Here is a 23,598-nt window from a genome sequence, read left to right on the forward strand (position 1 = left end):
ACATACCAACAGTAACTTACCATTGGTAAGTTACTGTTGGTATGTAAGTATGTCAATGGGAGAATGCTTCTATGTCTGAACCACTCGTACGGCAGCGTTTATCGCGAGAAGAGCGGCAAAAACAGTTGATGGATGTCGCCTGGCATATTATTCGTGAAGAAGGGACTGATGCTCTGACGCTAGGTTATCTCGCAACGCAGGCCGGTGTCACTAAACCGGTAGTTTATGACCATTTTGGCAGCCGTTCGGGGCTTTTTGCTACGCTATATACCGAATACGACCAACGTCAGACGGCGAAAATGGATGAAATACTGCGCAATACCGAACCCAATGCGGAGAAACTGGCTTCGGCGATCGGCAACGCATATATTGAGTGCGTGCTGCTACAGGGGCGCGAGATGCCAAACGTCATGGCCGCGCTGGCCGGAACGCCTGAGCTGGAGAAGATCAAACGGGAGTGTATCGCCACATTTAACGTCAAATGCCGGGAATATTTTTCGCCACTTTGCAAAAGTGAAAACCTCAGCGAAGCGACAATTCTTGCGATGCTCGGTTCCGCCGATGGGTTATCCGCCGCGGTAGTGAATGGCGTCATCACAGAGAAGCAGGCTAAAGATGAACTGTTTCAGGTGATTATGTCAATGCTACAGCGCTGCTGCCCTCGTTAACAAGCAGCGCCCACCGCCCGACGGGCGCTGAATGATCAACCGCCGGCCTTCTTAATCGCCGCATCCAGCGAATCTTTATCAGCCAGTCCCGGGAAGACGGTGATCGTGGCTTCGGTCGCGCCGGTGGTCGGCATCACGATCACGCCCGGCGTTCCGCTTAAGCCAATCTCCTGCGCCAGCTGGTTGGTGCTCTCGAGGACAGCTTCAACATCCGGCGCTTTCTTCGCGTCGAAATTCACCTTCTTCGCCTGCTGCTGTACATCCGCGGCCGTCAGCTTCCCTTCGTTATGCCCGGTGGCATAAATCCCGTTATGGTAGGTCAGGTAAGCTTCTGCGCCCTTCTGCTGGTAAATTTGCAGGCCGGTCTTCGCCGCCGTCAGCGAGCTTTCCCAACGGCTGCCGAAAATAGGCCACTCTTTAAATGCAAACCGGGTCTGCGGATTTTCTTTAATCACCTGCTCCATCACCGGTGCCAGACGGCTACAGTAAATGCACTGATAATCAAAGAATTCGATCACGGTTACCTTGCCATTCGCCGGTCCGTAGGTCGGGGTATTTTTATCCTGGGTCAGCGCAGCCTGGTTTTTAATCACGGCCTGAGTTGCCGCGCTCGCCTGCTGTTCCTGCTGAATCTGCTGAAGCTTCTGGCTCGCCTGCAGCAGCACCTCCGGATGCGCGACTAAGTAATCCGCGGCAATCTTGCCAATGCGGGCTTCCTGCTCCGGGGTAAAGGTTGCTGCGGGCGCCGGCGCGGCCATGGCCAACGCCGGAAGAAGCGTGGTGCCCAGCAACGCGCCAGTCAATATTTTTTTCATACCAGCCATGAGGATAATCCTTGCGATGAGTAAACGGCAGGTGGATCTGACAAAACAAAGTACCATCCTTTTGCGGTGAATCATCCCGACACGATGCATTGATTCGTAACTATATTTTTCAATATCGCGCACGGGCAACTCCCGCGCTCTTTTTCCGGGCGGTGGTCAATGCGCCAGAACAGAGGTACGCTTGCTGCGGTTTTTCCCTTGGGGATACATTTTTTAAAATGATATGAGTCAGGCATGAACGCGCTATTTAATCAGTGGGATGTTGTTGTTATTTTGCTACAAATCATTGCAATCGATCTGCTGCTGGGCGGCGATAATGCGGTGGTGATCGCCATGGCGTGCCGCAAGCTGCCGCCCGAACAGCGTACAAAAGCGATTGTTATTGGCACCTTCGGCGCCATTCTGGCCCGCGTTCTGCTGCTGGCCATTGCCGTCTACCTGCTCTCTCTGCCGTGGCTAAAAATTGTCGGGGCGCTCCTGCTGCTGTGGATCGGTATCAAGCTGGTTGCCCATCAGGATGAAGATGAAGAGATCGGCAGCTCAGGCAGCCTATGGCGGACCGCCGTCACCATCACGGTGGCCGATGTTATTATGTCGATGGATAACGTGCTGGCGGTCGCCGCCGCCGGGAAAGGCCACCTGCTGCTGGTCGCGCTGGGCGTATTGATCAGCATTCCGATTATCGTGGCAGGCAGTAAACTGGTGCTGGCTATCCTTAACCGCTTCCCGGTTGTTATCCTGCTGGGAGGTGCCCTTATCGGCTGGATAGCCGGCTCGATGTGGGTTACGGACCCCACCATCGTACGCCTGTTTCCCCAGGCACCCGATGCGCTACCGCTTATCGCCGGCGCTCTCGGCGCGGCGCTGGTGCTGCTGGAAGGACTTCGTCGCAACGGCCGGGCACGCCCGGCCAGCTGAACGCCCGCCGCTGACAGACGCCGTCAATCCCGACGGCGTCAAGTTTCCGCCAGATTCCTTCCCCACCTGCACTCATTTGCCCTAAGCTTATGACTGAAAGTCGTGACCACTGCAGTAAGTCAAATGAGATAACGCCATGGAATTAAAGGATTATTATGCCATTCTAGGGGTTAAGCCAACAGACGATCTAAAAACAATTAAGACCGCCTACCGCCGCCTGGCTCGTAAATATCACCCCGATGTCAGCAAAGAAACTGATGCCGAAGCGCAATTTAAAGATCTCGCCGAAGCCTGGGAAGTCCTGAAAGATGAACAGCGCCGCGCAGAGTATGACCAGCTCTGGCAGCACCGCAACGACCCGCAATTTGGCCGTCAACAGCACTCCCGTGAACAAAGCTACAGCCAGCAGGATTTTGACGACATCTTCTCGTCGATGTTTGGCCAGCAGGCGCACCAGTCCCGCCGCCAGCATGCCGCACGCGGCCATGATTTAGAAATTGAAGTCGCGGTGTTCCTTGAGGAGACGCTGGCCGAGCAGACGCGCACCATCAGCTACAAACTGCCGGTCTATAACGTCTTCGGAATGGTCGAAAGCGAAACGCCGAAGACCCTGAATGTGAAAATCCCCGCCGGCGTCAGCGACGGGCAGCGTATTCGCCTGAAAGGCCAGGGAACGCCGGGAGAAAACGGCGGGCCGAATGGCGACCTGTGGCTGGTTATCCACATCGCTCCGCATCCGCTGTTCGATATTGTGGGCCATAACCTGGAAATCGTTCTGCCGCTCGCACCGTGGGAAGCGGCGCTTGGCGCCAAAGTGACCATCCCGACGCTCAAAGAGAGCATCCTGCTGACCATCCCGCCGGGTAGCCAGGCGGGACAGCGTTTACGAATTAAAGGGAAAGGGCTGGCCAGCAAAACGGCCACCGGCGATTTATATGCCGTGATTAAAATCGTCATGCCGCCCAAACCGAATGAGAAAGCCAGCGCGCTCTGGCAACAGCTGGCCGATGCAGAGGCCGGCTTCGAGCCGCGTCAAGCATGGGGGAAAGCATAATGGCTAAAATGGCAGTGACTTTTACGATAACGGAGTTTTGTCTGCATACCGGCGTTTCTGAAGAAGATCTTCGCGAGATCGTCGGCCTGGGCGTGATTGAGCCACGTCAGCCGCAGACGGAGGTCTGGTTGTTCGATGATAGCGCGGTAATGATTGTCCACCGTGCGATGCGCCTGCGTCGGGAGCTGGAGCTGGACTGGCCGGGTATCGCAGTGGCATTAACGCTGCTGGATGAGAATGCGCGGCTGACCCGCGAAAACCGGCTGCTGCAGCAGCAGCTCGCCCGCTTTCTGGCACATAGTTAAGCCTGTAGCACAGCAGGCTCTTCTGCCATGGCCCGCCTGCGCGGGCCGGCAAGGTCGATACAAGACGCGACATTCTTTGATGACATAGAGCCTGTCGGCCGGGCAAGGCGCTAGCCGCTGCCCGGCTGAAATGCAGCACCCTGCCGCATACAGAACCGACTAACGATGTACCCACTCCGGTAGCCAGTCGCCATGGCTGGCAATCAAATCGTCCACCAGCGCATAAATCTCTTCGATGCCCAGCGCCGCGGACGTATGCGGATCCATCATCGTGGCATAATAGATGTAGTCCCGGTTCTCGGTAAGAATGGCCTCGGTCAGCAGAGTCTGGACGTTAATGTTGGTCTGCATCAGCGCCGCCAGGTGCGCAGGCAGCTTCCCGACTTTGGTGGGCTGAATACCGTTCGCATCCACCAGACAGGCCACTTCCACGCAGCACCCTTGCGGCAGGTTGTCGATGAGCCCTTCGTTGCGCACGTTACCGTACACGACGCTCGGCTCACCGGTCCAGATGGCGTTCATAATAGTGCTGGCATACTCGCGGGAGGGTTTAATCTCAATCCGCTCGCGGGTTTTATACTGTTCCAGCTCTTTGTGCCAGTTGGCCACCTGCTCCACGCAGCGTTTGGGATATTCATCCAGCGGCACCTGATAGCGTTCAATCAGATCTTCGCGCCCCGGCTTGATAAACCACGGCGTATATTCCGCGAAGTGCTCTGACGACTCCGTCACGAAGTAACCCAGCTTTTTGAACATCTCATAGCGAACAATATTCTGGCAGCGCGAGTTCTCCCGATGCTTCGGCGCCCGTCCCTCGGCAAAGGCCTGCAGCATATCCGGATAAATGCTGACGTAGCTGCCGTCTGCGCGTTTTTTCTCCAGCGACAGATAGAACGCCATATGGTTGATGCCCGCGCAGCGATAGCGTAAATCCGCCGGGTCGAGATCGAGATCGTGCGCCAGCTCTTCCGCCGTTCCCTGCACCGAATGGCACAACCCAACCTGTTTAATATGCGGATAGCGCGCATACATCGCCCAGGTATTCATCGCCATCGGATTAACATAGTTCAGCATGGTCGCCTGCGGGCACACCTCCGTCATGTCCTCGCAAATGCGCCACAGGTGCGGAATGGTGCGTAATGCGCGCATGATTCCGCCCGGGCCGAGCGTATCGGCAATGGTTTGTTCCAGGCCATGCAGCTTACAGACTTCAAAATCGGTGACGGTACAGGGCTGATAGCCGCCAATCTGAAAAGCCACCACCACAAAATCCGCATCCTTCAGCGCAGTTCTCTGCTCGCGATGGCAGCTAATTTCACCGTCGGCGCCGACGGAATCCATCAGCTTACGCACCACAATATGCGACTCTTCCAGGCGGGTCGCATCGATATCCATCAGCGCAACGTGCGCCGATTTCAACGCCGGGCGCTGAAAAACGTCACCGAGAATATTTTTGACGAAAACCGTTGAGCCAGCGCCGATAAACGTAATTTTTGGGGCAGACATAGTGCTCTCTCCATCAGGTCATTGAACCCCTGCAGAGTGGCATGTCCGCGCCGCCTCCCGCTGCCCTCTTCCCGACAGAGCCTTCCCGGAAACTCAGATCGACGGCGGGATAACACGAAATCTGAGTTTATGGGAACGAATCGGCGAAAAAGTAGAGAAAACGGGCCGTTTATTCCGCTAAGATAACGGCATACCGGTGCAAAAAACCAGCACGTGTGATGATTCAGGAACCCACGCCGTCATGGAACCAAACCGCCCGCCTTCACGCCACGACCCGCATATGAGCAGCAGCGATGAGAAACAGCCCCGCAGCCCGCTGGCGCTCTATTCCGAATATCAGCGGATGGATATTGAGCTGCGCCCGCCCCACGCGATGGCCACCAGCCACTGGCACGGCCAGGTGGAGGTCAACGTGCCGTTCGACGGCGATGTGGAGTATCTGATTAACAATGAAACGGTGCTCATCAAACAGGGCTATATCAGCCTGTTCTGGGCCTGTACGCCGCACCAGCTGACTCGCCCCGGCAATTGCCGGCAAATGGCTATCTTTAATCTGCCGATGCATCTGTTTTTATCCTGGCCGCTGGATCGCGAACTGATCAATAACGTCACCCACGGAATGGTGATTAAATCGCTCTCCGCCCAGCAGCTCAGCGTCTTTGAAGTCCAGCGCTGGCAGCAGGAGCTCAACCACGACAACGAACAGATTCGCCAGCTGGCGATCGATGAAATCGCGCTGATGCTTAAGCGCTTTAGCCTTTCCGGCTGGCAGCCGATCCTGGTGAATAAAACCTCACGCACCCACAAACACAGCGTCTCACGGCATGCGCAGTTTTACGTCAGCCAGATGCTTGAATTTATCGCCGCCCACTACGATCGGGCGCTGACCGTCGATGCCGTCGCCGAGCATGTCAAACTGAACCCCAACTACGCCATGGGCATTTTCCAGCGGGTGATGCAGCAAACCATGAAGCAGTACATTACCGCGATGCGCATCAACCACGTGCGCGCCCTGCTCAGCGACACCGATAAGACGATCCTCGACATTGCCCTGACCGCCGGTTTTCGCTCCAGTAGCCGCTTCTACAGTACCTTTAGCAAGTACGTTGGTATGCCGCCGCAGCAGTATCGTAAGCTCAGCCAGCAGCGCCGGCAGGGCCTGCCGCCCGCTCAGCCATAAACGGGCATAAAAAATGCCGCCGGGGAAGCCCACGGCGGCATGATTTAACGCAAGAACCGATTATTCGTTAATACGCGGGTGCTGCTGCACCAGTCGGGAGCGTTTTTCCTGCAAATCGGCAATCTCCTGATCGAGATCTTCGATTTTGTGTTCGATGTTATCGTAGTGCTCGCCGAGAATTTCTTTCGCTTCCTGGATATCCGAAGCCGCAGGCGTCGCCCCTTTCAGCGGGCGGTTTGCCGTCTCTTTCATCGTCAGACCGGTCATCAGCCCGATAACCGCAATCACCATCAGATAGTAAGCCGGCATCATCAGGTTCTGCGAGGTTTCCACCAGCCAGGCCGCCAGAGTCGGCGTCAGACCGGCAATCAGCACCGAAATATTAAAGGCGCTGGCCAGGGCGCTAAAACGAATATGGGTCGGGAACATCGCCGGCAGGGAGGACGCCATCACCCCGATGAAGCAGTTGAGCACCACCGCCAGCAGCAGCAGACCCGCGAAAATCAGGCCAATAATGTTGCTGTTAATCATGATAAAGGCCGGAATCGACAGGGTAAACAGCGCCACGCTACCGATCAGAATAAACGGACGACGGCCGAAGCGGTCGCTGAGCATGCCGATAATCGGCTGGACGAACAGCATACCAACCATGATCGCAATAATAATCAGCACCCCGTGATCTTCCGAGTAGTGCAGGTTATGCGACAGGTAGCTCGGCATGTAGGTGAGCAGCATGTAGTAGGTCACGTTGGTAGAAATCACCAGACCGATACAGGTCAGCAGGCTGCGCCAGTGTTTGGTCGCAATCTCTCTGAACGATACCTTCGGCCCTTCCTGCAGCCCTTCGCGATCGCCCTGCTCAAGGGTATCAACGTGCTGCTGGAACGCCGGAGTCTCTTCCAGCGCATGACGAAGATAGAGACCAATCAGCCCTAACGGCAGAGCCAGGAAGAACGGTAAACGCCATCCCCAGCTGAGGAAGTTCTCTTCACCCACCACGCTAGAAATAAGCACCACCACGCCGGCGCCCAGGACAAAGCCGGCTATCGAACCAAAGTCCAGCCAGCTGCCCATAAAGCCGCGCTTGCGGTCGGGAGAGTATTCAGCGACAAAGATGGATGCACCGGTATACTCGCCGCCCACCGAGAAGCCCTGCGCCATTTTACACAGCAGCAGCAGAATCGGCGCCCAGATACCAATCGAGGCGTAAGACGGAATCAGACCGATACAGAAGGTACTGATCGACATGATGACAATCGTGATGGCCAGTATCTTTTGCCGACCATATTTATCGCCCAGCATGCCGAAGAACAGGCCGCCTAGCGGACGGATTAAGAACGGAACGGAGAAGGTCCCTAACGCGGCAATCATCTGCACGCTGGGATCGGCATCGGGGAAGAAGACTTTACCTAAGGCATACGCCACAAAACCATACACACCAAAATCGAACCACTCCATCGCATTACCCAGCGATGCTGCGGTAATCGCTTTCTTCAGTTTGCTATCATCAATGATGGTCACATCCCGAAGCGTGATGGGTTTTACTTTTTTCCTTTTAAGCATAATTATCCTCTTTTGCTCTCGCCTTGAGCGCACGAATCTCCGCCGAATGACAAAGTCATTCGCGTCATGCGTTGGGAGCGGCGAATTGCTGTGCTCCACATTTCAAGCGTAGCAGGTTTGCCTGCACTGTCTGCTGACAGTCCGTACAACCGAACCTGTTGACGCCTGCTCTGGCCATAATGAATATGCGGTGCCGCTAAATAAGTGTAGTGAATTTGCGATCTCGCCTTTTTACCCTAACAGCGTTTAAATTTGGGATCAACTTCACAAAAATTTACCTACCCTTAAACAGAGTCGGCTAAAACCAATAAGTTCAATGAATATTGGAACTTAGCAATACATTTCCGGAAATATCTGGCGGTTTTGATGGAAATAATCCCGTCACTCTTCACGTGATATATTCATTTTCTTCCCGGCGGTAACTCATAAAAAAGGCCCGACAAAAGTGCGGGATTGCGCTATAATCACTTACACTTTCGGCTATCAGCCACCATTTAATGGACCAACGTCCTGTTTTACCCTGTAATCACGAGGAACGTCATGCAACTCCCACACTGCCCGAAATGCCAGTCTGAGTACACCTATGAAGATAATGGCATGTTTATCTGCCCGGAATGCGCCCATGAATGGAACAATGCCGAGCCCGCTGACGATAATGACGCCCTGGTGGTAAAAGATGCTAACGGCAATTTACTCGCCGATGGCGACAGCGTGACCGTCATTAAAGATCTGAAGGTAAAAGGCAGCTCTTCAATGCTGAAAATCGGCACCAAAGTGAAGAATATCCGACTGGTGGAAGGCGATCATAACATCGACTGTAAAATTGATGGTTTTGGTCCGATGAAGTTGAAATCTGAGTTCGTCAAAAAGAACTAATTCTATTTCCTCAGCAGCGGAGATTTATTTTCCCGCGCCTGAAACGGCCGCCGGGATAAATGAACGGATATATTTCCGCCGCGCCGCCTGATTATTTCCCGCGTGCCGCAGCATCCAGACCCGGCTCTACCGCCTGGTCTGGATGACTCATCACCTTCTACACTTAATGGGTCTTCGTTACCTGAGGTAATGGTTATGCCCTTAAGTCCTTACATCACCTTTAGCGGCAACTGCGCAGCGGCGATAGCGTTCTATCGACAAACGCTGGGCGCCGAACTTGTCCACCAAATCACCTACGGCGAAATGCCGCAGAATGCCCAGGATGCCCAGGATGGCTGCCCTTCCGGCCAGCATTTATCCGCCGACTGTATTGCTCACGCCAGTCTGCGCGTCGCGGGCAGCGAGCTCATGCTCGGCGACAGCCCGGGCGGCGAGAGCGATCGCTACGCCGGCTTTACGCTGGTACTCGATACGCAGGACCTGGCCGAGGGCAAGCGCTGGTTCGATAGCCTCGCCGACGGCGGGAACATCGAGATGGACTGGCAGGAAACCTTCTGGGCCCACGGCTTTGGCAAAACCATCGACCGCTTTGGCGTCCCGTGGATGGTGAACGTCGTCAAACAAGCTTAACACTTCCCCCTTCGGGCGGGTTCTCCCGCCCTGTCACTCAGCTGGCACCAACTCTTCATCCTCCGGTCATTGTGTGTTAACCGGAATGTAACAAAAACGCGTCAGGATCGGGCCACTCTCAGAGGGAAATCCCTTCTTCTGCTTAGTGAGGCTTGACTGACATGTACTTATCCAGACATCCGACCAGTTATCCGACCCGGTATCAGGAAATTGCCGCCAGACTTGAGCAGGAACTACGCCATCACTATCGCTGCGGCGACTACCTTCCGGCTGAACAACAGCTGGCCACGCGCTTTGAAGTCAACCGTCATACCCTGCGCCGGGCGATCGATCAGCTGGTTGAACGCGGCTGGGTCCAACGCCGTCAGGGGGTTGGCGTGCTGGTGCTGATGCGCCCAATCGACTATCCGCTCAATGCCCAGGCGCGCTTCAGCCAGAATCTGCTCGATCAGGGCAGCCACCCGACCAGCGAAAAGCTGCTGTCGGTACTGCGCCCGGCCAGCAGCCACGTCGCCGAAGCCTTTGGCATTGAGGAAGGCGACAACGTCATTCATCTCCGGACCCTGCGCCGCGTCAACGGCGTCGCGCTGTGCCTGATAGACCACTACTTCACCGACCTGCGCTTCTGGCCGGCGCTGCAAACCTTCACCCAGGGGTCACTGCACGATTTCCTGCGCCAACGGCTGGATGTCGAACTGACCCGCGCGCGCACCAAAATCAGCGCCCGTCGCGCCCAGGCCAAAGAGAGCAATATTCTTGGGATCCCCAACATGGCGCCGCTGCTGTGCGTGAGAACCCTGAACCACCGCGCGGGCGAACCGCAGGCTACGGAGTACTCCGTCAGCCTGACCCGGGCGGACATGATTGAATTCACCATGGAGCACTGAATGCACTTTGATACCGCAACCCGCCAGCGCTGGATGTCCGTGCTGGCCCACAGTGACCCCGAGGAGCTGCTGGCACGGATGCAGACCCTGCAGCTGGCGCCGGACTATGAACTGATTCGCGCGCCGGAAACCGGCCTGGTACAGCTCCAGGCGCGGATGGGCGGGATTGGCGATCGTTTCTTCGCCGGAGACGCGACGTTGACCCGCGCCGCCATTCGCCTGACCGACGGCACCCTCGGCTACAGCTGGATACTGGGCCGCGACCGGCCGCACGCAGAACGCTGCGCAACCATCGACGCGCTGATGCAATCGCCCCACCATTTTCACACCTTAATGGAAACCCTGATTACCCCGCTGGAAGCACAACGAAGCGCACGCATTGAAGCCCGACGCGCCGAAGTCAACGCCAGCCGGGTGGACTTCTTTACTCTGGTTCGCGGAGATAACGCATGACCTTACAAACCGCTTTTACCCTACCGGTGCAGGATGCCCAGCACAGTTTTCGTCGCCTGCTCAAAGCCATGAGCGAGCCGGGCGTCATTGTCGCACTGCAGCAGCTCCAGCACGGCTGGCAGCCGTTGAATATCGCCTCCACCAGCCTGCTGCTGACCCTGGCGGACCACGAAACGCCGGTCTGGCTCTCATCGGCGCTGCATAACGATCTCGTCGGCCAGAACTTACGTTTTCATACCGGCGCACCGCTGGTGGAACTGCCGCAGCAGGCGGTCTTCGCCGTCACCGATGAACGTATCAGCAGCGAACAGCTTAACGTCCTGTCCGCCGGTACCGTCGCCGCGCCGGAAACCGGCGTCACGCTGATTGTCCAGCTCGCCAGCCTCAGCGGCGGGCGCATGCTGCGCCTGACCGGGGCCGGTATCGCCGAAGAGCGCATGATCGCCCCGCAGCTGCCGGACTGCATCATTGATGAGCTGACCGAACGCCCGCACCCGTTCCCGCTGGGCATTGACCTGATCCTCACCTGCGGCGAGCGCCTGCTGGCTATCCCGCGCACCACCCACGTGGAGGTTTGCTGATGTACGTTGCCGTCAAAGGCGGAGAGCGGGCGATCGAAGCCGCTCACGCCTTACAGGAACATAAACGACGAGGCGATGGACGGCTTCCCGAACTGAGCATTGAACAGATTACCCAACAGCTACACCTGGCGGTCGATCGGGTGATGACCGAAGGCGGCATCGCCGATCGTGAACTGGCGGCGCTGGCGCTCAAACAGGCCAGCGGCGACAACGTCGAAGCCATTTTTCTACTGCGCGCCTACCGCACCACCCTGCAGCGGCTGGCGGTGAGCGAACCTGTCGATACCGCCAGCATGCGCCTGGAGCGCCGTATTTCGGCGGTGTATAAGGATATTCCCGGCGGCCAGATGCTCGGCCCGACCTACGATTACACCCACCGCCTGCTTGATTTCACTCTGCTGGCCAACGGCGAAACGCCGACGCTGAATACCGCCGAACGGCCGCCGGAAGCCACACCGCACGTTTTCAATCTGCTGGTACAGCAGGGGCTGGCGAAAGCGGAACAGGAGTCCCACGCCCGGCCCGACGACATCACCCGCAATCCGCCGGTCTATCCCTGTTCACGCTCGTCACGCCTGCAACAGCTGGTGCGCAGCGATGAAGGCTATCTGCTGGCGCTGGCCTACTCCACGCAGCGCGGCTATGGCCGCAACCACCCTTTTGCCGGTGAAATTCGCAGCGGCTACGTCGCCATTGAGATCGTCCCCGAAGAGCTGGGTTTTGCGGTCAATATCGGCGAACTGCTAATGACTGAATGCGAGATGGTCAACGGTTTCGTGGCGCCGGAAAGCGAGCCCCCGCACTTCACCCGCGGCTACGGCCTGACCTTCGGCATGAGCGAGCGCAAAGCGATGGCGATGGCGCTGGTAGACCGGGCGCTCCAGGCGCCGGACTACGGCGAGGAGATAGCCGGGCCAGCGCAGGATGAAGAGTTTGTCCTCGCCCACGCCGATAACGTCGAGGCGGCCGGTTTCGTCTCGCATCTCAAGCTGCCCCACTATGTCGATTTCCAGGCCGAACTGGCGCTGCTGAAACGCCTGCAACGGGAGAACGAACGTGGCTAACCCACTCACTGGCTACAACTTTGCTTATCTTGATGAGCAGACCAAGCGCATGATCCGCCGGGCAATTCTCAAAGCGGTGGCGATTCCCGGCTACCAGGTACCGTTCGGCGGCCGCGAGATGCCGATGCCCTACGGCTGGGGAACCGGCGGTATTCAGCTGACCGCCAGTATCATCGGTGAGCATGATGTGCTGAAGGTGATTGACCAGGGCGCCGATGACACGACCAATGCGGTGTCGATACGGCAGTTTTTTAAGCGCGTCACCGGCGTCGCGACCACCGAGGCGACCTGCGATGCCACGCTGATCCAGACCCGTCACCGGATCCCGGAAACGCCGCTCAGCGAAGATCAGATCCTCATCTTCCAGGTGCCGATCCCGGAGCCGCTGCGCTTTATTGAGCCGCGCGAGACCGAAACCCGCACCATGCATGCGCTGGAAGAGTACGGCGTGATGCAGGTGAAACTGTATGAAGACATTGCCCGCTTCGGTCATATCGCCACCACCTATGCCTACCCGGTAAAAGTGAACGGCCGCTATGTGATGGACCCGTCGCCCATTCCTAAATTCGACAACCCGAAAATGCACATGATGCCCGCGCTACAGCTGTTCGGCGCCGGACGGGAAAAGCGCATTTACGCCGTGCCGCCGTTTACCCCGGTGGAAAGTCTCGATTTCGACGACCACCCCTTTACCGTCCAGGAGTGGGATGAACCCTGCGCCATTTGCGGGTCTCGCCACAGCTACCTTGATGAAGTGGTACTCGATGACAGCGGCAAACGGATGTTTGTCTGCTCCGATACCGACTATTGCCGTCAACAGAGCGAGGCGCTGAACAAATGAGCCATCCGTTACTCGCGGTCAATCATTTGACCCATCTTTATGCGCCGGGCAAAGGCTTCAGCGACGTCTCTTTTGAACTGTGGCCTGGTGAAGTGCTGGGCATCGTGGGTGAGTCCGGATCGGGGAAAACCACCCTGCTGAAAGCCCTCTCGGCGCGCCTGGCGCCGCAGGAAGGTGAAGTGCGGTATGAAAACCGCTCGCTGTATGCGATGAGCGAAGCGGATCGCCGCCGTCTGCTGCGCACCGAATGGGGCGTGGTACATCAGCATCCGATGGATGGTCTGCGCCGTCAGGTGTCGGCGGGCGGCAACATCGGTGAGCGCCTGATGGCCACCGGCGCACGCCACTACGGAAATATTCGCGCGACCGCCGAACAGTGGCTGAACGATGTCGAAATTCCACCGTCGCGTATTGACGATCTGCCCACCACTTTTTCCGGCGGAATGCAGCAGCGTTTGCAAATCGCCCGCAACCTTGTGACCCAGCCGAAGCTGGTATTTATGGACGAGCCGACCGGCGGTCTGGATGTATCGGTGCAGGCGCGTCTGCTCGATCTGCTGCGTGGCCTGGTGGTAGAACTGAACCTGGCCGTGGTAATTGTCACCCATGACCTGGGGGTGGCGCGCCTGCTGGCTAACCGTCTGCTGGTCATGAAACAGGGTCAGGTGGTGGAAAGTGGCTTAACCGACCGGGTGCTGGACGATCCTCATCACCCGTATACCCAGCTGCTGGTGTCATCGGTATTGCAGAACTGAGGTTGCTGTCGCCGGGTGGCGCTGCGCTTACCCGGCCTACGAACACAGCACCCAAAGGCCGGGTGAGGCCCACGAACGCAGTACCCAAAGGCCAGGTAAGGCCCACGAACACAGCACCCGTAGGCCGGGTAAGGCGAAGCCGCCACCCGGCACCCAAACCACGAGGCTAAAATGATCCACGTTGAAAATGTCAGTAAGACCTTTGTACTTCACCAGCAAAACGGCGTGCGCCTGCCGGTGCTGCAGAATGCCTCTCTGGAGGTCAGCCATGGCGAATGTGTGGTGCTGCACGGCCGTTCCGGTAGCGGCAAATCCACCCTGCTGCGTTCGCTGTACGCCAACTACCAGCCGGACACCGGTCATATCCATATCCGCCACGGCGACGAATGGGTTGACCTGGTCAACGCCTCGCCGCGTAAAGTGCTGGAAGTCCGCAAGCGCACCATCGGCTGGGTCAGCCAGTTTCTGCGCGTCATCCCGCGAATCTCGGCCCTCGAAGTGGTGATGCAACCGCTGCTCGACCTCGGCATTGCGCGCGATACCTGCGCTTCGCAGGCTGCCCGCCTGCTGACGCGCCTGAACGTTCCGCAACGGTTATGGCATCTGGCGCCCTCCACATTTTCCGGCGGGGAACAGCAGCGGGTCAATATCGCCCGCGGTTTCGCGGTGGACTACCCGATTTTACTGCTTGATGAGCCGACCGCCTCGCTGGACGCCACAAACAGCGCCGCCGTAGTGGAACTGATTAACGAAGCCAAAGCGCGCGGCGCGGCTATCGTCGGTATTTTCCATGATGAAACGGTCCGCAATCAGGTCGCCGACCGACTGCACCCGATGGGAATAACAGCATGATTATCAATAATGTAAACCTGGTTCTCGAGGATGAAGTGGTGCACGGGTCGCTGGAAGTGCAGGAAGGCAGAATTTACGCCTTTGCCGAAAGCCAGAGCCAGCTACCGCAGGCGCTCGACGGTGAAGGCGGCTGGCTGCTGCCCGGGCTGATTGAGCTGCATACCGATAATCTGGACAAATTCTTTACTCCGCGCCCGAAAGTCGACTGGCCCGCCCACTCGGCGATGAGCAGCCATGATGCGCTGATGATCGCCAGCGGGATCACCACCGTGCTGGATGCGGTGGCCATTGGCGACGTCCGCGACGGCGGCGACCGGCTGGAGAATCTGGAAAAGATGATCAACGCCATCGAAGAGACGCAAAAGCGCGGCGTTAACCGCGCCGAGCACCGCCTGCATCTGCGCTGCGAGCTGCCGCACCACACCACCCTGCCGCTGTTTGAGAAGCTGGTTGGCCGCGAGCCGGTGAGCATGGTCTCCCTGATGGACCACTCTCCAGGACAGCGCCAGTACGCCGATCGCAGCAAGTACCGCGATTACTATCAGGGAAAATATCATCTGACCAACGAAGAGATGGACCGCTTCGAGGAGGAGCAGATGGCGCTGGCGGCGACCTGGTCGCAGCCGAACCGCGAGACCATCGCCGCCATCTGCCGCGAGCGTAAGATCGCCCTCGCCAGCCACGATGACGCCACCCGTGAACATGTCGTCGAATCACACCAGCTTGGTAGCGTGATCGCCGAATTTCCTACCACCTTAGCCGCCGCAGAGGCCTCGCGTCAGCACGGCATGAACGTGCTGATGGGGGCGCCGAATATCGTGCGCGGCGGTTCGCACTCCGGCAACGTCGCGGCCCACCAGCTGGCGGCCAGCAACCTGCTCGATATTCTGTCGTCAGACTACTATCCCGCCAGCTTGCTCGATGCGGCCTTCCGCATCGCGGACGACCACGACAACGCCTTCTCGCTACCGCAGGCCATTCGTCTGGTCAGTAAAAATCCGGCCCAGGCTCTGGGATTAGGCGACCGCGGCGTGATTGCGGAAGGTAAGCGTGCCGATATGGTGCTGGCGCACCGTCGCGGCGAACATGTCCATATTGACCACGTCTGGCGTCAAGGAAAGAGGGTCTTCTGATGAGCGGAAAATTGATTTGGCTGGTGGGCGCCTCAGGCTCCGGAAAAGATAGCCTGCTGGCGGCCTTACGCCAGCGCGAAAATGCCCGGCTGCTGGTGGCGCATCGCTATATTACGCGCCCGTTCAACGCCGGCAGCGAAAATCATATTGCGCTCAGCAAGCAGGAGTTTTTCAACCGCGCCGAGCGCCAGCTGTTCGCCCTGAGCTGGCATGCCAATAACAATTACTACGGAATTGGCATCGAAATTGACCTGTGGCTGCACGCCGGTTTTGACGTGGTGGCCAATGGCTCTCGCGCCCATCTGCCTCAGGCCCGGGCGCGCTACGCTGACGCCCTGCTGCCCATCTGCCTGCAGGTCACGCCGGAGGTGCTGCGCCAGCGCCTGGAACAGCGCGGGCGAGAGAGCGAAGCAGAGATCGCCCTGCGCCTGGAGCGCGCGGCGCGCTATACCCCCTCCGACTGTCTGACGTTGAACAACAACGGCAGCCTCGGGCAATCCGTCGACCAGTTCCTCACGCTGCTGCGTCGCCACTACGCCCGACAAGAGAATCAACATGCCTACCTGTGAACTCCGGGCCCCGACCCTGGACGATGTCGATGCCGTATATGCATTAATTTGCGAATTAAAGCAGAAAGCGTACGATCGCCACCATTTCACCGCCGGGTTTGCCATGAACCTGCAAAATCCAACCCTGCGCTATCAGCTGGCGCAGGTGGAGGGGGAGACGGTCGGGTTGATTGGGCTACAGTTGCAGTTCCCGCTTAATTTCAACGCCTGGATCGGGGAAGTGCAGGAACTGGTGGTGCTGCCGCAGAGACGCGGCCTGCACGTCGGTCAGGCGCTGCTGGCCTGGGCGGAGCAGGAAGCCCGCGAACACGGTGCACAAATGGTGGAGCTCTCCAGCGGAAAATCCCGTCCCGACGCCCACCGTTTCTATCTCCGTGAAGGGTATACGCAAAGCCATCTGCGTTTTAAAAAAGCGCTGTGAGGAGGAAGTATGGGCCTGACTATTCGCTTAACCGGCACCGGCGGCGCCCAGCTGGTTCCGGTCTTCGGCTGCGACTGCGCAGCCTGTCAGCGTGCGCGCAGCGATGAGGCGCATCGTCGTCGCCCCTGTAGCGCGGTCGTGACCTTCAATGACGCCGTCACACTTCTGGATGCCGGGCTACCCGACCTGATGGACCGGTGGCCCGCCGGCCAGTTTCAGCAGTTTTTACTTACCCACTATCATATGGATCATGTTCAGGGATTATTCCCGCTGCGCTGGGGCGTCGGTGCGCCGATCCCGGTGTTTGGGCCGCCGGATCCTGAAGGCTGCGATGACCTGTTTAAGCACCCCGGCCTGCTGGATTTCAGCCATACCGTTGAACCGTTTGTGGTGTTTAACTTACAGGGATTGCGGGTGACGCCGCTACCGCTGAATCACTCGAAGCTGACGTATGGCTATCTGCTGGAGTCGGCGCACAGCCGGGTCGCCTGGTTGTCGGATACCGCCGGATTACCGGAAAAGACGCTCAAATTCTTACTGAATAACCAGCCGCAGGCGATCGTGATCGACTGCAGCCATGAGCCGCGCCCGCAGCCGCCGCGCAACCACTGCGATTTGAATACGGTACGCGCTATCAATCAGGTGCTGGCCTGCCCGCGGGTCATTCTGACCCATATCAGCCATCAGTTTGATCTCTGGATGATGGACCATCCGTTGCCGCCGGGGTTTGAGGCCGGCTATGACGGTATGGAGATCGTGCTGGATTAATCTGTAACCCGATTAGGGCTATCGTCACTCCGGTGAGCGCCATGTCACCACGACCAGAAACGACGGCGCGGTTAATAATCGTCATCCAGCCGCCGCTGGTCGTTCTCCAGCTGCCGGCGATCCTGATCCAGCTGGCGCTGGCGATCGTCGAGCTGACGGCGACGATCCTCTAACTGTCGCTGCCGATCGTCATACTGCCGCTGACGATCGGTGCTTTGTTGGCGGCTGCCCTGGTAACGTCCGTCATCATAGCGGTCGTTATCATCATCAGAGCGGCTATTGCCGGGGTTGTAGGCATCACTAATCGCCTGCTGAATATTACCGATTGCGTCGTCAATAATGTCAGCGTGCGCCAGCTGGCTGCTCAGCGACAGCGTGCAGAGGATTAAAGCGGTAAAGTAACGTTTCATAGAGCCAGTCTCTTCAGGGGGCTGGCCCTACGTTAATCAACGGTCGTTGCGGCGAGTAGCGGAGGAATCTCAAATCCGCGGCTGTTCAAGCGCGGTAATCGCATCAATTCGCGTCTGATGACGTCCGCCTTCATAATCGCTCCCCAACCAGGCATCGACAATCATTTTTGCCAGTTCAAGACCTATCACGCGCGCGCCGAAGGCCAGCACATTGGTATTATTATGTTGCCGCGATAGCTGGGCCGAATAGGGTTCACTGCACACCACCGCGCGAATGCCGGGGTATTTATTGGCGGTTATGGAGATCCCGACGCCGGTGCCGCAGATCAGGATCCCGCCCTCAGCTTCACCTGTCAGAATGGCCTGCGCGACAGCGCTGGCATAACGGGGATAATCGGTACGCTCAGGTGACCATGTTCCCTTATCCAGCACCTCGATTCCCCGCTGTCGGAGATGCGTTACAATATCGTTTTTAAGGATAAACCCGACGTGATCGCAGCCAATTGCAATCCTTTTCATACTTAACCTCGCCTGTTTTTACTTTACGAACATAGATAGAGTTGTGATTTAAACCGCAAAACCCGGCCAGAAAATCGGCACAAATCCGGCCTGACGTGCCATTTCTACCTCTCTAAAATTCACAAATCAAGCGAGAAAAATAGACGACTCATATTAACTATCGTTTTAAATTTTACAGATAAATCTAAAAAAACCTTGTTTTATAAAGAGTTAATTAAAAATACTCCGACGCAAAACCACCCCTGAACTTTACAAAAGGCAAAACTTTATAAAACTTATAATTTTGTGAAGTTGATTGTATCTTTTCTGTTTTGACTGTGGTGATATAGTGACGTCTTCACTTTATGGACAAGAGAAAGCGATGAGTCAGTCAGAATCCAGTTCGCTCCCCAACGGTATCGGTCTCGCCCCCTGGCTACGCATGAAGCAGGAAGGAATGACCGAAAACGAAAGCCGAATCGTCGAATGGTTGCTTAAACCCGGCAATCTGAGCGACGCTCCCGCTATTAAAGATGTGGCGGAAGCGCTGTCGGTTTCTGAAGCGATGATCGTTAAGGTCTCCAAACTGCTCGGTTTTAGCGGTTTTCGTAACCTGCGTAGCGCCCTGGTGGAGTATTTTTCGCAATCTGAACAGGTCCTTCCGGCAGAGCTCTCCTTTGATGAAGCACCTCAGGACGTGGTGAATAAGGTTTTTAACATTACTCTGCGTACCATTATGGAAGGTCAGTCGATCGTTAATGTCGATGAAATTCATCGCGCGGCGCGTTTCTTCGCCCAGGCCAACCAGCGCGATCTGTACGGAGCCGGTGGATCAAATGCCATCTGCGCCGATGTGCAGCATAAGTTTTTACGGATCGGCGTGCGCTGCCAGACATATCCGGATGCGCATATCATGATGATGTCGGCCTCATTGTTGAAAAAAGGCGACGTCGTGCTGGTCGTCACCCATTCCGGGCGCACCAGCGATATTAAATCGGCAGTAGAGCTGGCCAAGAAGAATGATGCTAAAATTATCTGTATTACCCATAGCTACCATTCACCGATTGCTAAATTAGCTGATTTTATTATTTGCTCGCCAGCACCAGAAACTCCTTTATTAGGGAGAAACGCCTCAGCGCGTATTTTACAACTTACCTTATTAGATGCTTTTTTCGTTTCGGTAGCCCAACAAAATATTGAACAGGCCACTTTAAACATGCAAAAAACCGGCGCCATTGTTGATTTCTTTTCACCAGGAGCGCTGAAGTAAATAATAAACGCCGATCCCACCACGGTGGGATCAATATTACTGTATCCTACACCGAGAATACTGTCATGAATAAATACCTGAAAATTTTCAGCGGCGCGGCTATGGGCGTAATGTTATCTACCAGCGCTTTTGCCGCGGCCGATTACGCGGTGGTATTAAAAACACTATCAAATCCTTTCTGGGTTGATATGAAAAAAGGTATTGAAGATGAGGCCAAAACGCTGGGAGTCAGCGTCGATATTTTTGCCTCGCCTTCGGAAGGGGATTTTCAATCACAGCTGCAGCTATTCGAAGACTTAAGCAATAAGAACTATAAAGGCATCGCTTTCGCGCCTCTCTCGTCGGTCAACCTGGTGATGCCCGTGGCGAAAGCCTGGAAGAAAGGGATTTATCTGGTCAATCTCGATGAAAAAATCGATATGGATAACCTGAAGAAAGCGGGCGGTAACGTTGAAGGTTTCGTCACCACGGACAACGTCGCGGTGGGGGCAAAAGGGGCCGATTTTATTATCGAGAAACTGGGTGCTGAAGGCGGCGACGTTGCCATCATCGAAGGAAAAGCGGGTAACGCGTCAGGCGAAGCCCGTCGTAACGGTGCAACGGAGGCATTCAAAAAAGCCAGTCAGATCAAGCTTGTTGCCAGCCAACCAGCCGACTGGGATCGCATTAAGGCGCTTGATGTTGCCACTAACGTGCTACAGCGGAACCCTAACCTGAAAGCCTTTTACTGCGCGAATGACACAATGGCAATGGGCGTTGCCCAGGCCGTAGCCAACGCCGGTAAAAGCCAGACGGTTCTGGTGGTCGGCACTGACGGTATCCCTGAAGCGCGTAAAATGGTGGAAGCCGGTCAGATGACCGCAACGATTGCGCAAAATCCGGGCAATATCGGCGCGACGGGACTGAAGATGATGGTTGATGCCGAAAAAACCGGCAAGGTGATTCCACTGGATAAAACACCAGAATTCAAACTGGTGGATTCTATTCTGGTCACAAAATAATTTTCCAGCAACGAGTCCGATGCTCTCCCCTTACCCTCCTGAACTCAGGAGGGTAAAAATAAGTAAGGAGTTATTATGCTCACGCCATATATTTCAATGGCGGGGATCGGCAAATCCTTTGGCCCGGTTCACGCATTAAAATCGGTCGATTTAACCGTTTACCCGCACGAAATACATGCATTACTCGGGGAAAACGGTGCGGGTAAATCAACGTTAATGAAAGTTTTGTCGGGAATACATGAACCGACCAAAGGTACCATCACGGTTAATAACGTTAATTATGACAAGCTCGACCATAAATTAGCGGCCAGACTCGGCATCGGCATTATTTATCAAGAGCTCAGCGTCATTGATGAATTAACCGTAATGGAAAATTTATATATCGGCCGCCATCTGACGAAAAAAATCTGCGGCGTCAATATTATCGACTGGAAAGAGATGCGCATCAGAGCGGCAATGATGCTGCTACGCATCGGATTAAAGGTCGATTTAGACGAGAAAGTCGCGAATCTGTCGATCAGCCATAAACAGATGCTGGAAATCGCTAAGACACTGATGCTCGACGCCAAAGTGCTGATCATGGATGAACCCACCTCTTCGCTGACCAACAAAGAGGTGGACTACCTGTTCCTGATCATGAACCAGCTGCGTAAAGAGGGAACCGCCATCGTCTATATCTCGCACAAGCTGGCGGAGATACGCCGGATCTGCGACCGCTACACGGTGATGAAGGACGGTAGCAGCGTATGCAGTGGCATGGTCAGCGAGGTCAATAACGACGATATCGTACGTCTGATGGTCGGCCGTGAGTTGCAAAACCGCTTTAACGCGATGAAAGAGAACAGCGGAAATATCGCGCGCGAAACGGTATTCGAAGTAAAAAATGTCACCAGCCGGGATAAGAAAAAGGTCCGTGATATCTCCTTTAGCGTCAATCGCGGTGAAATTCTCGGCTTTGCCGGCCTGGTGGGCTCCGGGCGTACCGAACTGATGGATTGTCTGTTTGGTGTTGATAAGCGGAGCAGCGGCGAAATCATCCTCAACGGTAAAGCCATTACCCCGCGCTCGCCGCTCGATGCCTTAAAGAAAGGAATGGGCTACATCACGGAGAGTCGCCGGGACAACGGTTTCTTCGGCAATTTCTCTATAGCGCAAAACATGGCTGTCAGCCTGAGCCTGAAACACGGCGGCTATAAAGGGGCGATGGGGCTGTTCCATGAAGAGAACGAGCGTAAAACGGCGGAGGCACAGCGCAAATTACTGGCGCTGAAGTGCCATTCTGTCGATCAGAGCATCACCGAACTTTCCGGCGGTAACCAACAAAAGGTCCTGATATCCAAATGGTTATGCTGCAACCCCGACGTCATTATTTTCGATGAACCGACGCGCGGAATCGACGTCGGCGCGAAAGCCGAAATTTATAAAGTGATGCGCCAGTTGGCGGATGACGGAAAAGTCATTCTGATGGTGTCATCCGAGCTTCCTGAAATTATCGCCGTCTGTGACCGCATCGCCGTGTTCTGCGAGGGGCGGCTGACGCAAATTCTGACCAATCGCGACGACATGAGCGAAGAGGAGATTATGGTATGGGCACTGCCGCAAGAGTAAAAGGGGAGTCTGATGGCAAAAAGCCGTTCAACTTCGCACTGTTCTGGGATAAATACGGCACCTTTTTTATCCTCGCGATTATTGTCGCGATCTTCGGCTCGCTGTCGTCGGAATACTTTCTGACGACCAATAATATCACCCAAATATTTGTTCAGAGCTCGGTGACGGTGCTTATCGGAATGGGGGAGTTCTTCGCTATTCTGGTAGCAGGCATCGACCTGTCCGTGGGGGCGATTCTGGCGCTTTCCGGCATGGTGACCGCCAAACTCATGCTGGCAGGCGTCGATCCGTTCCTCGCAGCGCTGATTGGCGGCGTGCTGGTCGGCGGCGCGCTAGGCGCGATTAACGGCTGCCTGGTCAACTGGACCGGCCTGCACCCGTTCATTATTACCCTCGGTACCAACGCGATTTTTCGCGGCATCACCCTGGTTATCTCCGACGCCAACTCGGTCTATGGCTTCTCTTTCGAGTTCGTCAATTTCTTTGCCGCCAGCGTATTGGGGATCCCGGTACCGGTCATCTTCTCGCTTATTGTGGCCGTGATTCTCTGGTTCCTGACCACCCGGATGCGGTTGGGCCGCAATATCTACGCCCTCGGCGGCAATAAAAACTCCGCCTTCTACTCTGGCATCGATGTGAAGTTCCATATGTTGCTGGTGTTCATTATATCCGGCATCTGCGCCGGGCTGGCGGGAGTGGTCTCGACGGCACGTCTCGGCGCCGCGGAGCCTCTGGCCGGAATGGGCTTTGAAACCTACGCCATCGCCAGCGCCATTATCGGCGGTACCAGCTTCTTTGGTGGTAAGGGACGCATTTTTTCAGTGGTGATTGGCGGCCTGATCATCGGCACCATCAACAACGGGCTGAATATTCTCCAGGTACAAACCTACTACCAGCTGGTGGTGATGGGTGGATTAATTATCGCGGCTGTCGCCCTCGATCGTCTTATCAGTAAGTAAGGAA

The 23,598-nt window shown here is 56.2% G+C and carries 27 protein-coding genes; 22 read left to right on the forward strand and 5 right to left on the reverse strand.

Features of this window, described 5'->3' with window-relative positions; genetic code table 11:
- Window positions 1–71: 71 nt before the first annotated feature.
- Complete coding sequence (locus Q1L34_RS24280; RefSeq protein ID WP_165458899.1) at window positions 72–668, forward strand: TetR/AcrR family transcriptional regulator; 597 nt, start codon at window positions 72–74, stop codon at window positions 666–668.
- 35 nt (window positions 669–703) lie between these two features.
- Here Q1L34_RS24280 and Q1L34_RS24285 read toward each other — a convergent pair whose 3' ends face one another.
- The gene (locus Q1L34_RS24285; RefSeq protein WP_165458900.1) at window positions 704–1,492 is read right to left on the reverse strand and encodes a DsbA family protein; all 789 of its coding nucleotides are present in this window, start codon (window positions 1,490–1,492) and stop codon (window positions 704–706) included.
- Between the two features lie 234 nt (window positions 1,493–1,726).
- On the opposite strand from Q1L34_RS24285, the gene Q1L34_RS24290 reads away from it, so the two are divergent.
- The 3 genes from Q1L34_RS24290 to cbpM all read left to right on the forward strand — a co-directional run bounded on the left by Q1L34_RS24290 (window position 1,727) and on the right by cbpM (window position 3,769).
- Complete coding sequence (locus Q1L34_RS24290) at window positions 1,727–2,410, forward strand: TerC family protein (RefSeq protein ID WP_004856611.1); 684 nt, start codon at window positions 1,727–1,729, stop codon at window positions 2,408–2,410.
- Window positions 2,411–2,546: 136 nt separating this feature from the next.
- Complete coding sequence (cbpA, locus tag Q1L34_RS24295) at window positions 2,547–3,464, forward strand: curved DNA-binding protein (protein WP_004856609.1); 918 nt, start codon at window positions 2,547–2,549, stop codon at window positions 3,462–3,464.
- Window positions 3,464–3,769 (forward strand): chaperone modulator CbpM, encoded by a 306-nt coding sequence (gene cbpM / locus Q1L34_RS24300; RefSeq protein ID WP_004856606.1) that lies wholly within the window; start codon window positions 3,464–3,466, stop codon window positions 3,767–3,769. Before cbpA ends, cbpM begins: the two co-directional genes overlap by 1 nt.
- Window positions 3,770–3,928: 159 nt before the next feature.
- On the opposite strand, the gene Q1L34_RS24305 is transcribed toward cbpM, so the two are convergent.
- Window positions 3,929–5,275, reverse strand: coding sequence for an alpha-glucosidase/alpha-galactosidase (locus Q1L34_RS24305; protein WP_004856603.1), 1,347 nt, complete (start codon window positions 5,273–5,275; stop codon window positions 3,929–3,931).
- Between the two features lie 241 nt (window positions 5,276–5,516).
- Between Q1L34_RS24305 and melR the strand changes: the two genes are divergently transcribed.
- Window positions 5,517–6,455, forward strand: coding sequence for a transcriptional regulator MelR (gene melR / locus Q1L34_RS24310; protein ID WP_004856602.1), 939 nt, complete (start codon window positions 5,517–5,519; stop codon window positions 6,453–6,455).
- Between the two features lie 60 nt (window positions 6,456–6,515).
- Here the strand turns inward: melR and proP are convergent, their stop codons facing one another.
- Window positions 6,516–8,018, reverse strand: coding sequence for a glycine betaine/L-proline transporter ProP (gene proP, locus Q1L34_RS24315; RefSeq protein ID WP_004856599.1), 1,503 nt, complete (start codon window positions 8,016–8,018; stop codon window positions 6,516–6,518).
- Window positions 8,019–8,558: 540 nt separating this feature from the next.
- Between proP and Q1L34_RS24320 the strand changes: the two genes are divergently transcribed.
- The 13 genes from Q1L34_RS24320 to phnP all read left to right on the forward strand — a co-directional run bounded on the left by Q1L34_RS24320 (window position 8,559) and on the right by phnP (window position 17,848).
- Entirely contained in the window at window positions 8,559–8,894 is a 336-nt protein-coding gene (locus Q1L34_RS24320) for a zinc ribbon domain-containing protein YjdM (RefSeq protein ID WP_004856597.1), read from the forward strand.
- A 195-nt stretch (window positions 8,895–9,089) separates the two neighbouring features.
- Window positions 9,090–9,524: a VOC family metalloprotein YjdN gene (gene yjdN / locus Q1L34_RS24325; protein ID WP_004856595.1), complete on the forward strand. Its 435-nt coding sequence runs from the start codon at window positions 9,090–9,092 to the stop codon at window positions 9,522–9,524.
- A gap of 161 nt (window positions 9,525–9,685) precedes the next feature.
- A complete protein-coding gene (gene phnF, locus Q1L34_RS24330) occupies window positions 9,686–10,411 on the forward strand; it encodes a phosphonate metabolism transcriptional regulator PhnF (protein WP_004856594.1) in 726 nt (241 codons plus the stop codon).
- Window positions 10,412–10,864, forward strand: a complete 453-nt coding sequence (phnG, locus tag Q1L34_RS24335) for a phosphonate C-P lyase system protein PhnG (RefSeq protein WP_004856591.1) — start codon at window positions 10,412–10,414, stop codon at window positions 10,862–10,864.
- Window positions 10,861–11,445, forward strand: coding sequence for a phosphonate C-P lyase system protein PhnH (phnH, locus tag Q1L34_RS24340; protein ID WP_004856589.1), 585 nt, complete (start codon window positions 10,861–10,863; stop codon window positions 11,443–11,445). The genes phnG and phnH overlap by 4 nt, the downstream gene beginning before the upstream one ends.
- Window positions 11,445–12,509 (forward strand): carbon-phosphorus lyase complex subunit, encoded by a 1,065-nt coding sequence (locus Q1L34_RS24345; protein ID WP_004856587.1) that lies wholly within the window; start codon window positions 11,445–11,447, stop codon window positions 12,507–12,509. Before phnH ends, Q1L34_RS24345 begins: the two co-directional genes overlap by 1 nt.
- Window positions 12,502–13,350, forward strand: a complete 849-nt coding sequence (locus tag Q1L34_RS24350; RefSeq protein WP_004856584.1) for an alpha-D-ribose 1-methylphosphonate 5-phosphate C-P-lyase PhnJ — start codon at window positions 12,502–12,504, stop codon at window positions 13,348–13,350. The genes Q1L34_RS24345 and Q1L34_RS24350 overlap by 8 nt, the downstream gene beginning before the upstream one ends.
- A complete protein-coding gene (phnK, locus tag Q1L34_RS24355; RefSeq protein ID WP_004856583.1) occupies window positions 13,347–14,105 on the forward strand; it encodes a phosphonate C-P lyase system protein PhnK in 759 nt (252 codons plus the stop codon). Before Q1L34_RS24350 ends, phnK begins: the two co-directional genes overlap by 4 nt.
- A 171-nt stretch (window positions 14,106–14,276) precedes the next feature.
- Window positions 14,277–14,957, forward strand: coding sequence for a phosphonate C-P lyase system protein PhnL (gene phnL, locus Q1L34_RS24360; protein ID WP_327204311.1), 681 nt, complete (start codon window positions 14,277–14,279; stop codon window positions 14,955–14,957).
- A complete protein-coding gene (gene phnM, locus Q1L34_RS24365; protein WP_004856579.1) occupies window positions 14,954–16,090 on the forward strand; it encodes an alpha-D-ribose 1-methylphosphonate 5-triphosphate diphosphatase in 1,137 nt (378 codons plus the stop codon). The genes phnL and phnM overlap by 4 nt, the downstream gene beginning before the upstream one ends.
- Window positions 16,090–16,659 (forward strand): ribose 1,5-bisphosphokinase, encoded by a 570-nt coding sequence (gene phnN / locus Q1L34_RS24370; protein WP_004856577.1) that lies wholly within the window; start codon window positions 16,090–16,092, stop codon window positions 16,657–16,659. The genes phnM and phnN overlap by 1 nt, the downstream gene beginning before the upstream one ends.
- Complete coding sequence (phnO, locus tag Q1L34_RS24375; RefSeq protein WP_004856576.1) at window positions 16,646–17,080, forward strand: aminoalkylphosphonate N-acetyltransferase; 435 nt, start codon at window positions 16,646–16,648, stop codon at window positions 17,078–17,080. The genes phnN and phnO overlap by 14 nt, the downstream gene beginning before the upstream one ends.
- 9 nt (window positions 17,081–17,089) lie before the next feature.
- Window positions 17,090–17,848 carry a phosphonate metabolism protein PhnP gene (gene phnP / locus Q1L34_RS24380; protein WP_015585348.1) on the forward strand — a complete coding sequence of 253 codons (759 nt, stop codon included), beginning with the start codon at window positions 17,090–17,092 and terminating at the stop codon, window positions 17,846–17,848.
- Window positions 17,849–17,919: 71 nt separating this feature from the next.
- Here the strand turns inward: phnP and yjdP are convergent, their stop codons facing one another.
- Window positions 17,920–18,258, reverse strand: a complete 339-nt coding sequence (yjdP, locus tag Q1L34_RS24385) for a DDRRRQL repeat protein YjdP (protein ID WP_004856572.1) — start codon at window positions 18,256–18,258, stop codon at window positions 17,920–17,922.
- Between the two features lie 69 nt (window positions 18,259–18,327).
- Entirely contained in the window at window positions 18,328–18,777 is a 450-nt protein-coding gene (gene rpiB, locus Q1L34_RS24390) for a bifunctional allose-6-phosphate isomerase/ribose-5-phosphate isomerase RpiB (protein WP_004856568.1), read from the reverse strand.
- A gap of 361 nt (window positions 18,778–19,138) precedes the next feature.
- Between rpiB and Q1L34_RS24395 the strand changes: the two genes are divergently transcribed.
- The 4 genes from Q1L34_RS24395 (at window position 19,139) to alsC (ending at window position 23,594) form a co-directional block, all read left to right on the forward strand.
- Complete coding sequence (locus tag Q1L34_RS24395) at window positions 19,139–20,026, forward strand: MurR/RpiR family transcriptional regulator (protein ID WP_160873664.1); 888 nt, start codon at window positions 19,139–19,141, stop codon at window positions 20,024–20,026.
- Window positions 20,027–20,091: 65 nt separating this feature from the next.
- On the forward strand, window positions 20,092–21,027 hold the full coding sequence (gene alsB, locus Q1L34_RS24400; protein ID WP_004856564.1) for a D-allose transporter substrate-binding protein: 936 nt from the start codon (window positions 20,092–20,094) through the stop codon (window positions 21,025–21,027).
- Window positions 21,028–21,102: 75 nt separating this feature from the next.
- Entirely contained in the window at window positions 21,103–22,635 is a 1,533-nt protein-coding gene (gene alsA / locus Q1L34_RS24405) for a D-allose ABC transporter ATP-binding protein AlsA (protein WP_004856562.1), read from the forward strand.
- Window positions 22,614–23,594 carry a D-allose ABC transporter permease gene (gene alsC / locus Q1L34_RS24410; protein ID WP_004856559.1) on the forward strand — a complete coding sequence of 327 codons (981 nt, stop codon included), beginning with the start codon at window positions 22,614–22,616 and terminating at the stop codon, window positions 23,592–23,594. The genes alsA and alsC overlap by 22 nt, the downstream gene beginning before the upstream one ends.
- The last annotated feature ends 4 nt before the right edge of the window (window positions 23,595–23,598 follow it).

This window comes from Klebsiella ornithinolytica, from assembly GCF_030505655.1.
Taxonomy (GTDB): domain Bacteria; phylum Pseudomonadota; class Gammaproteobacteria; order Enterobacterales; family Enterobacteriaceae; genus Klebsiella; species Klebsiella ornithinolytica.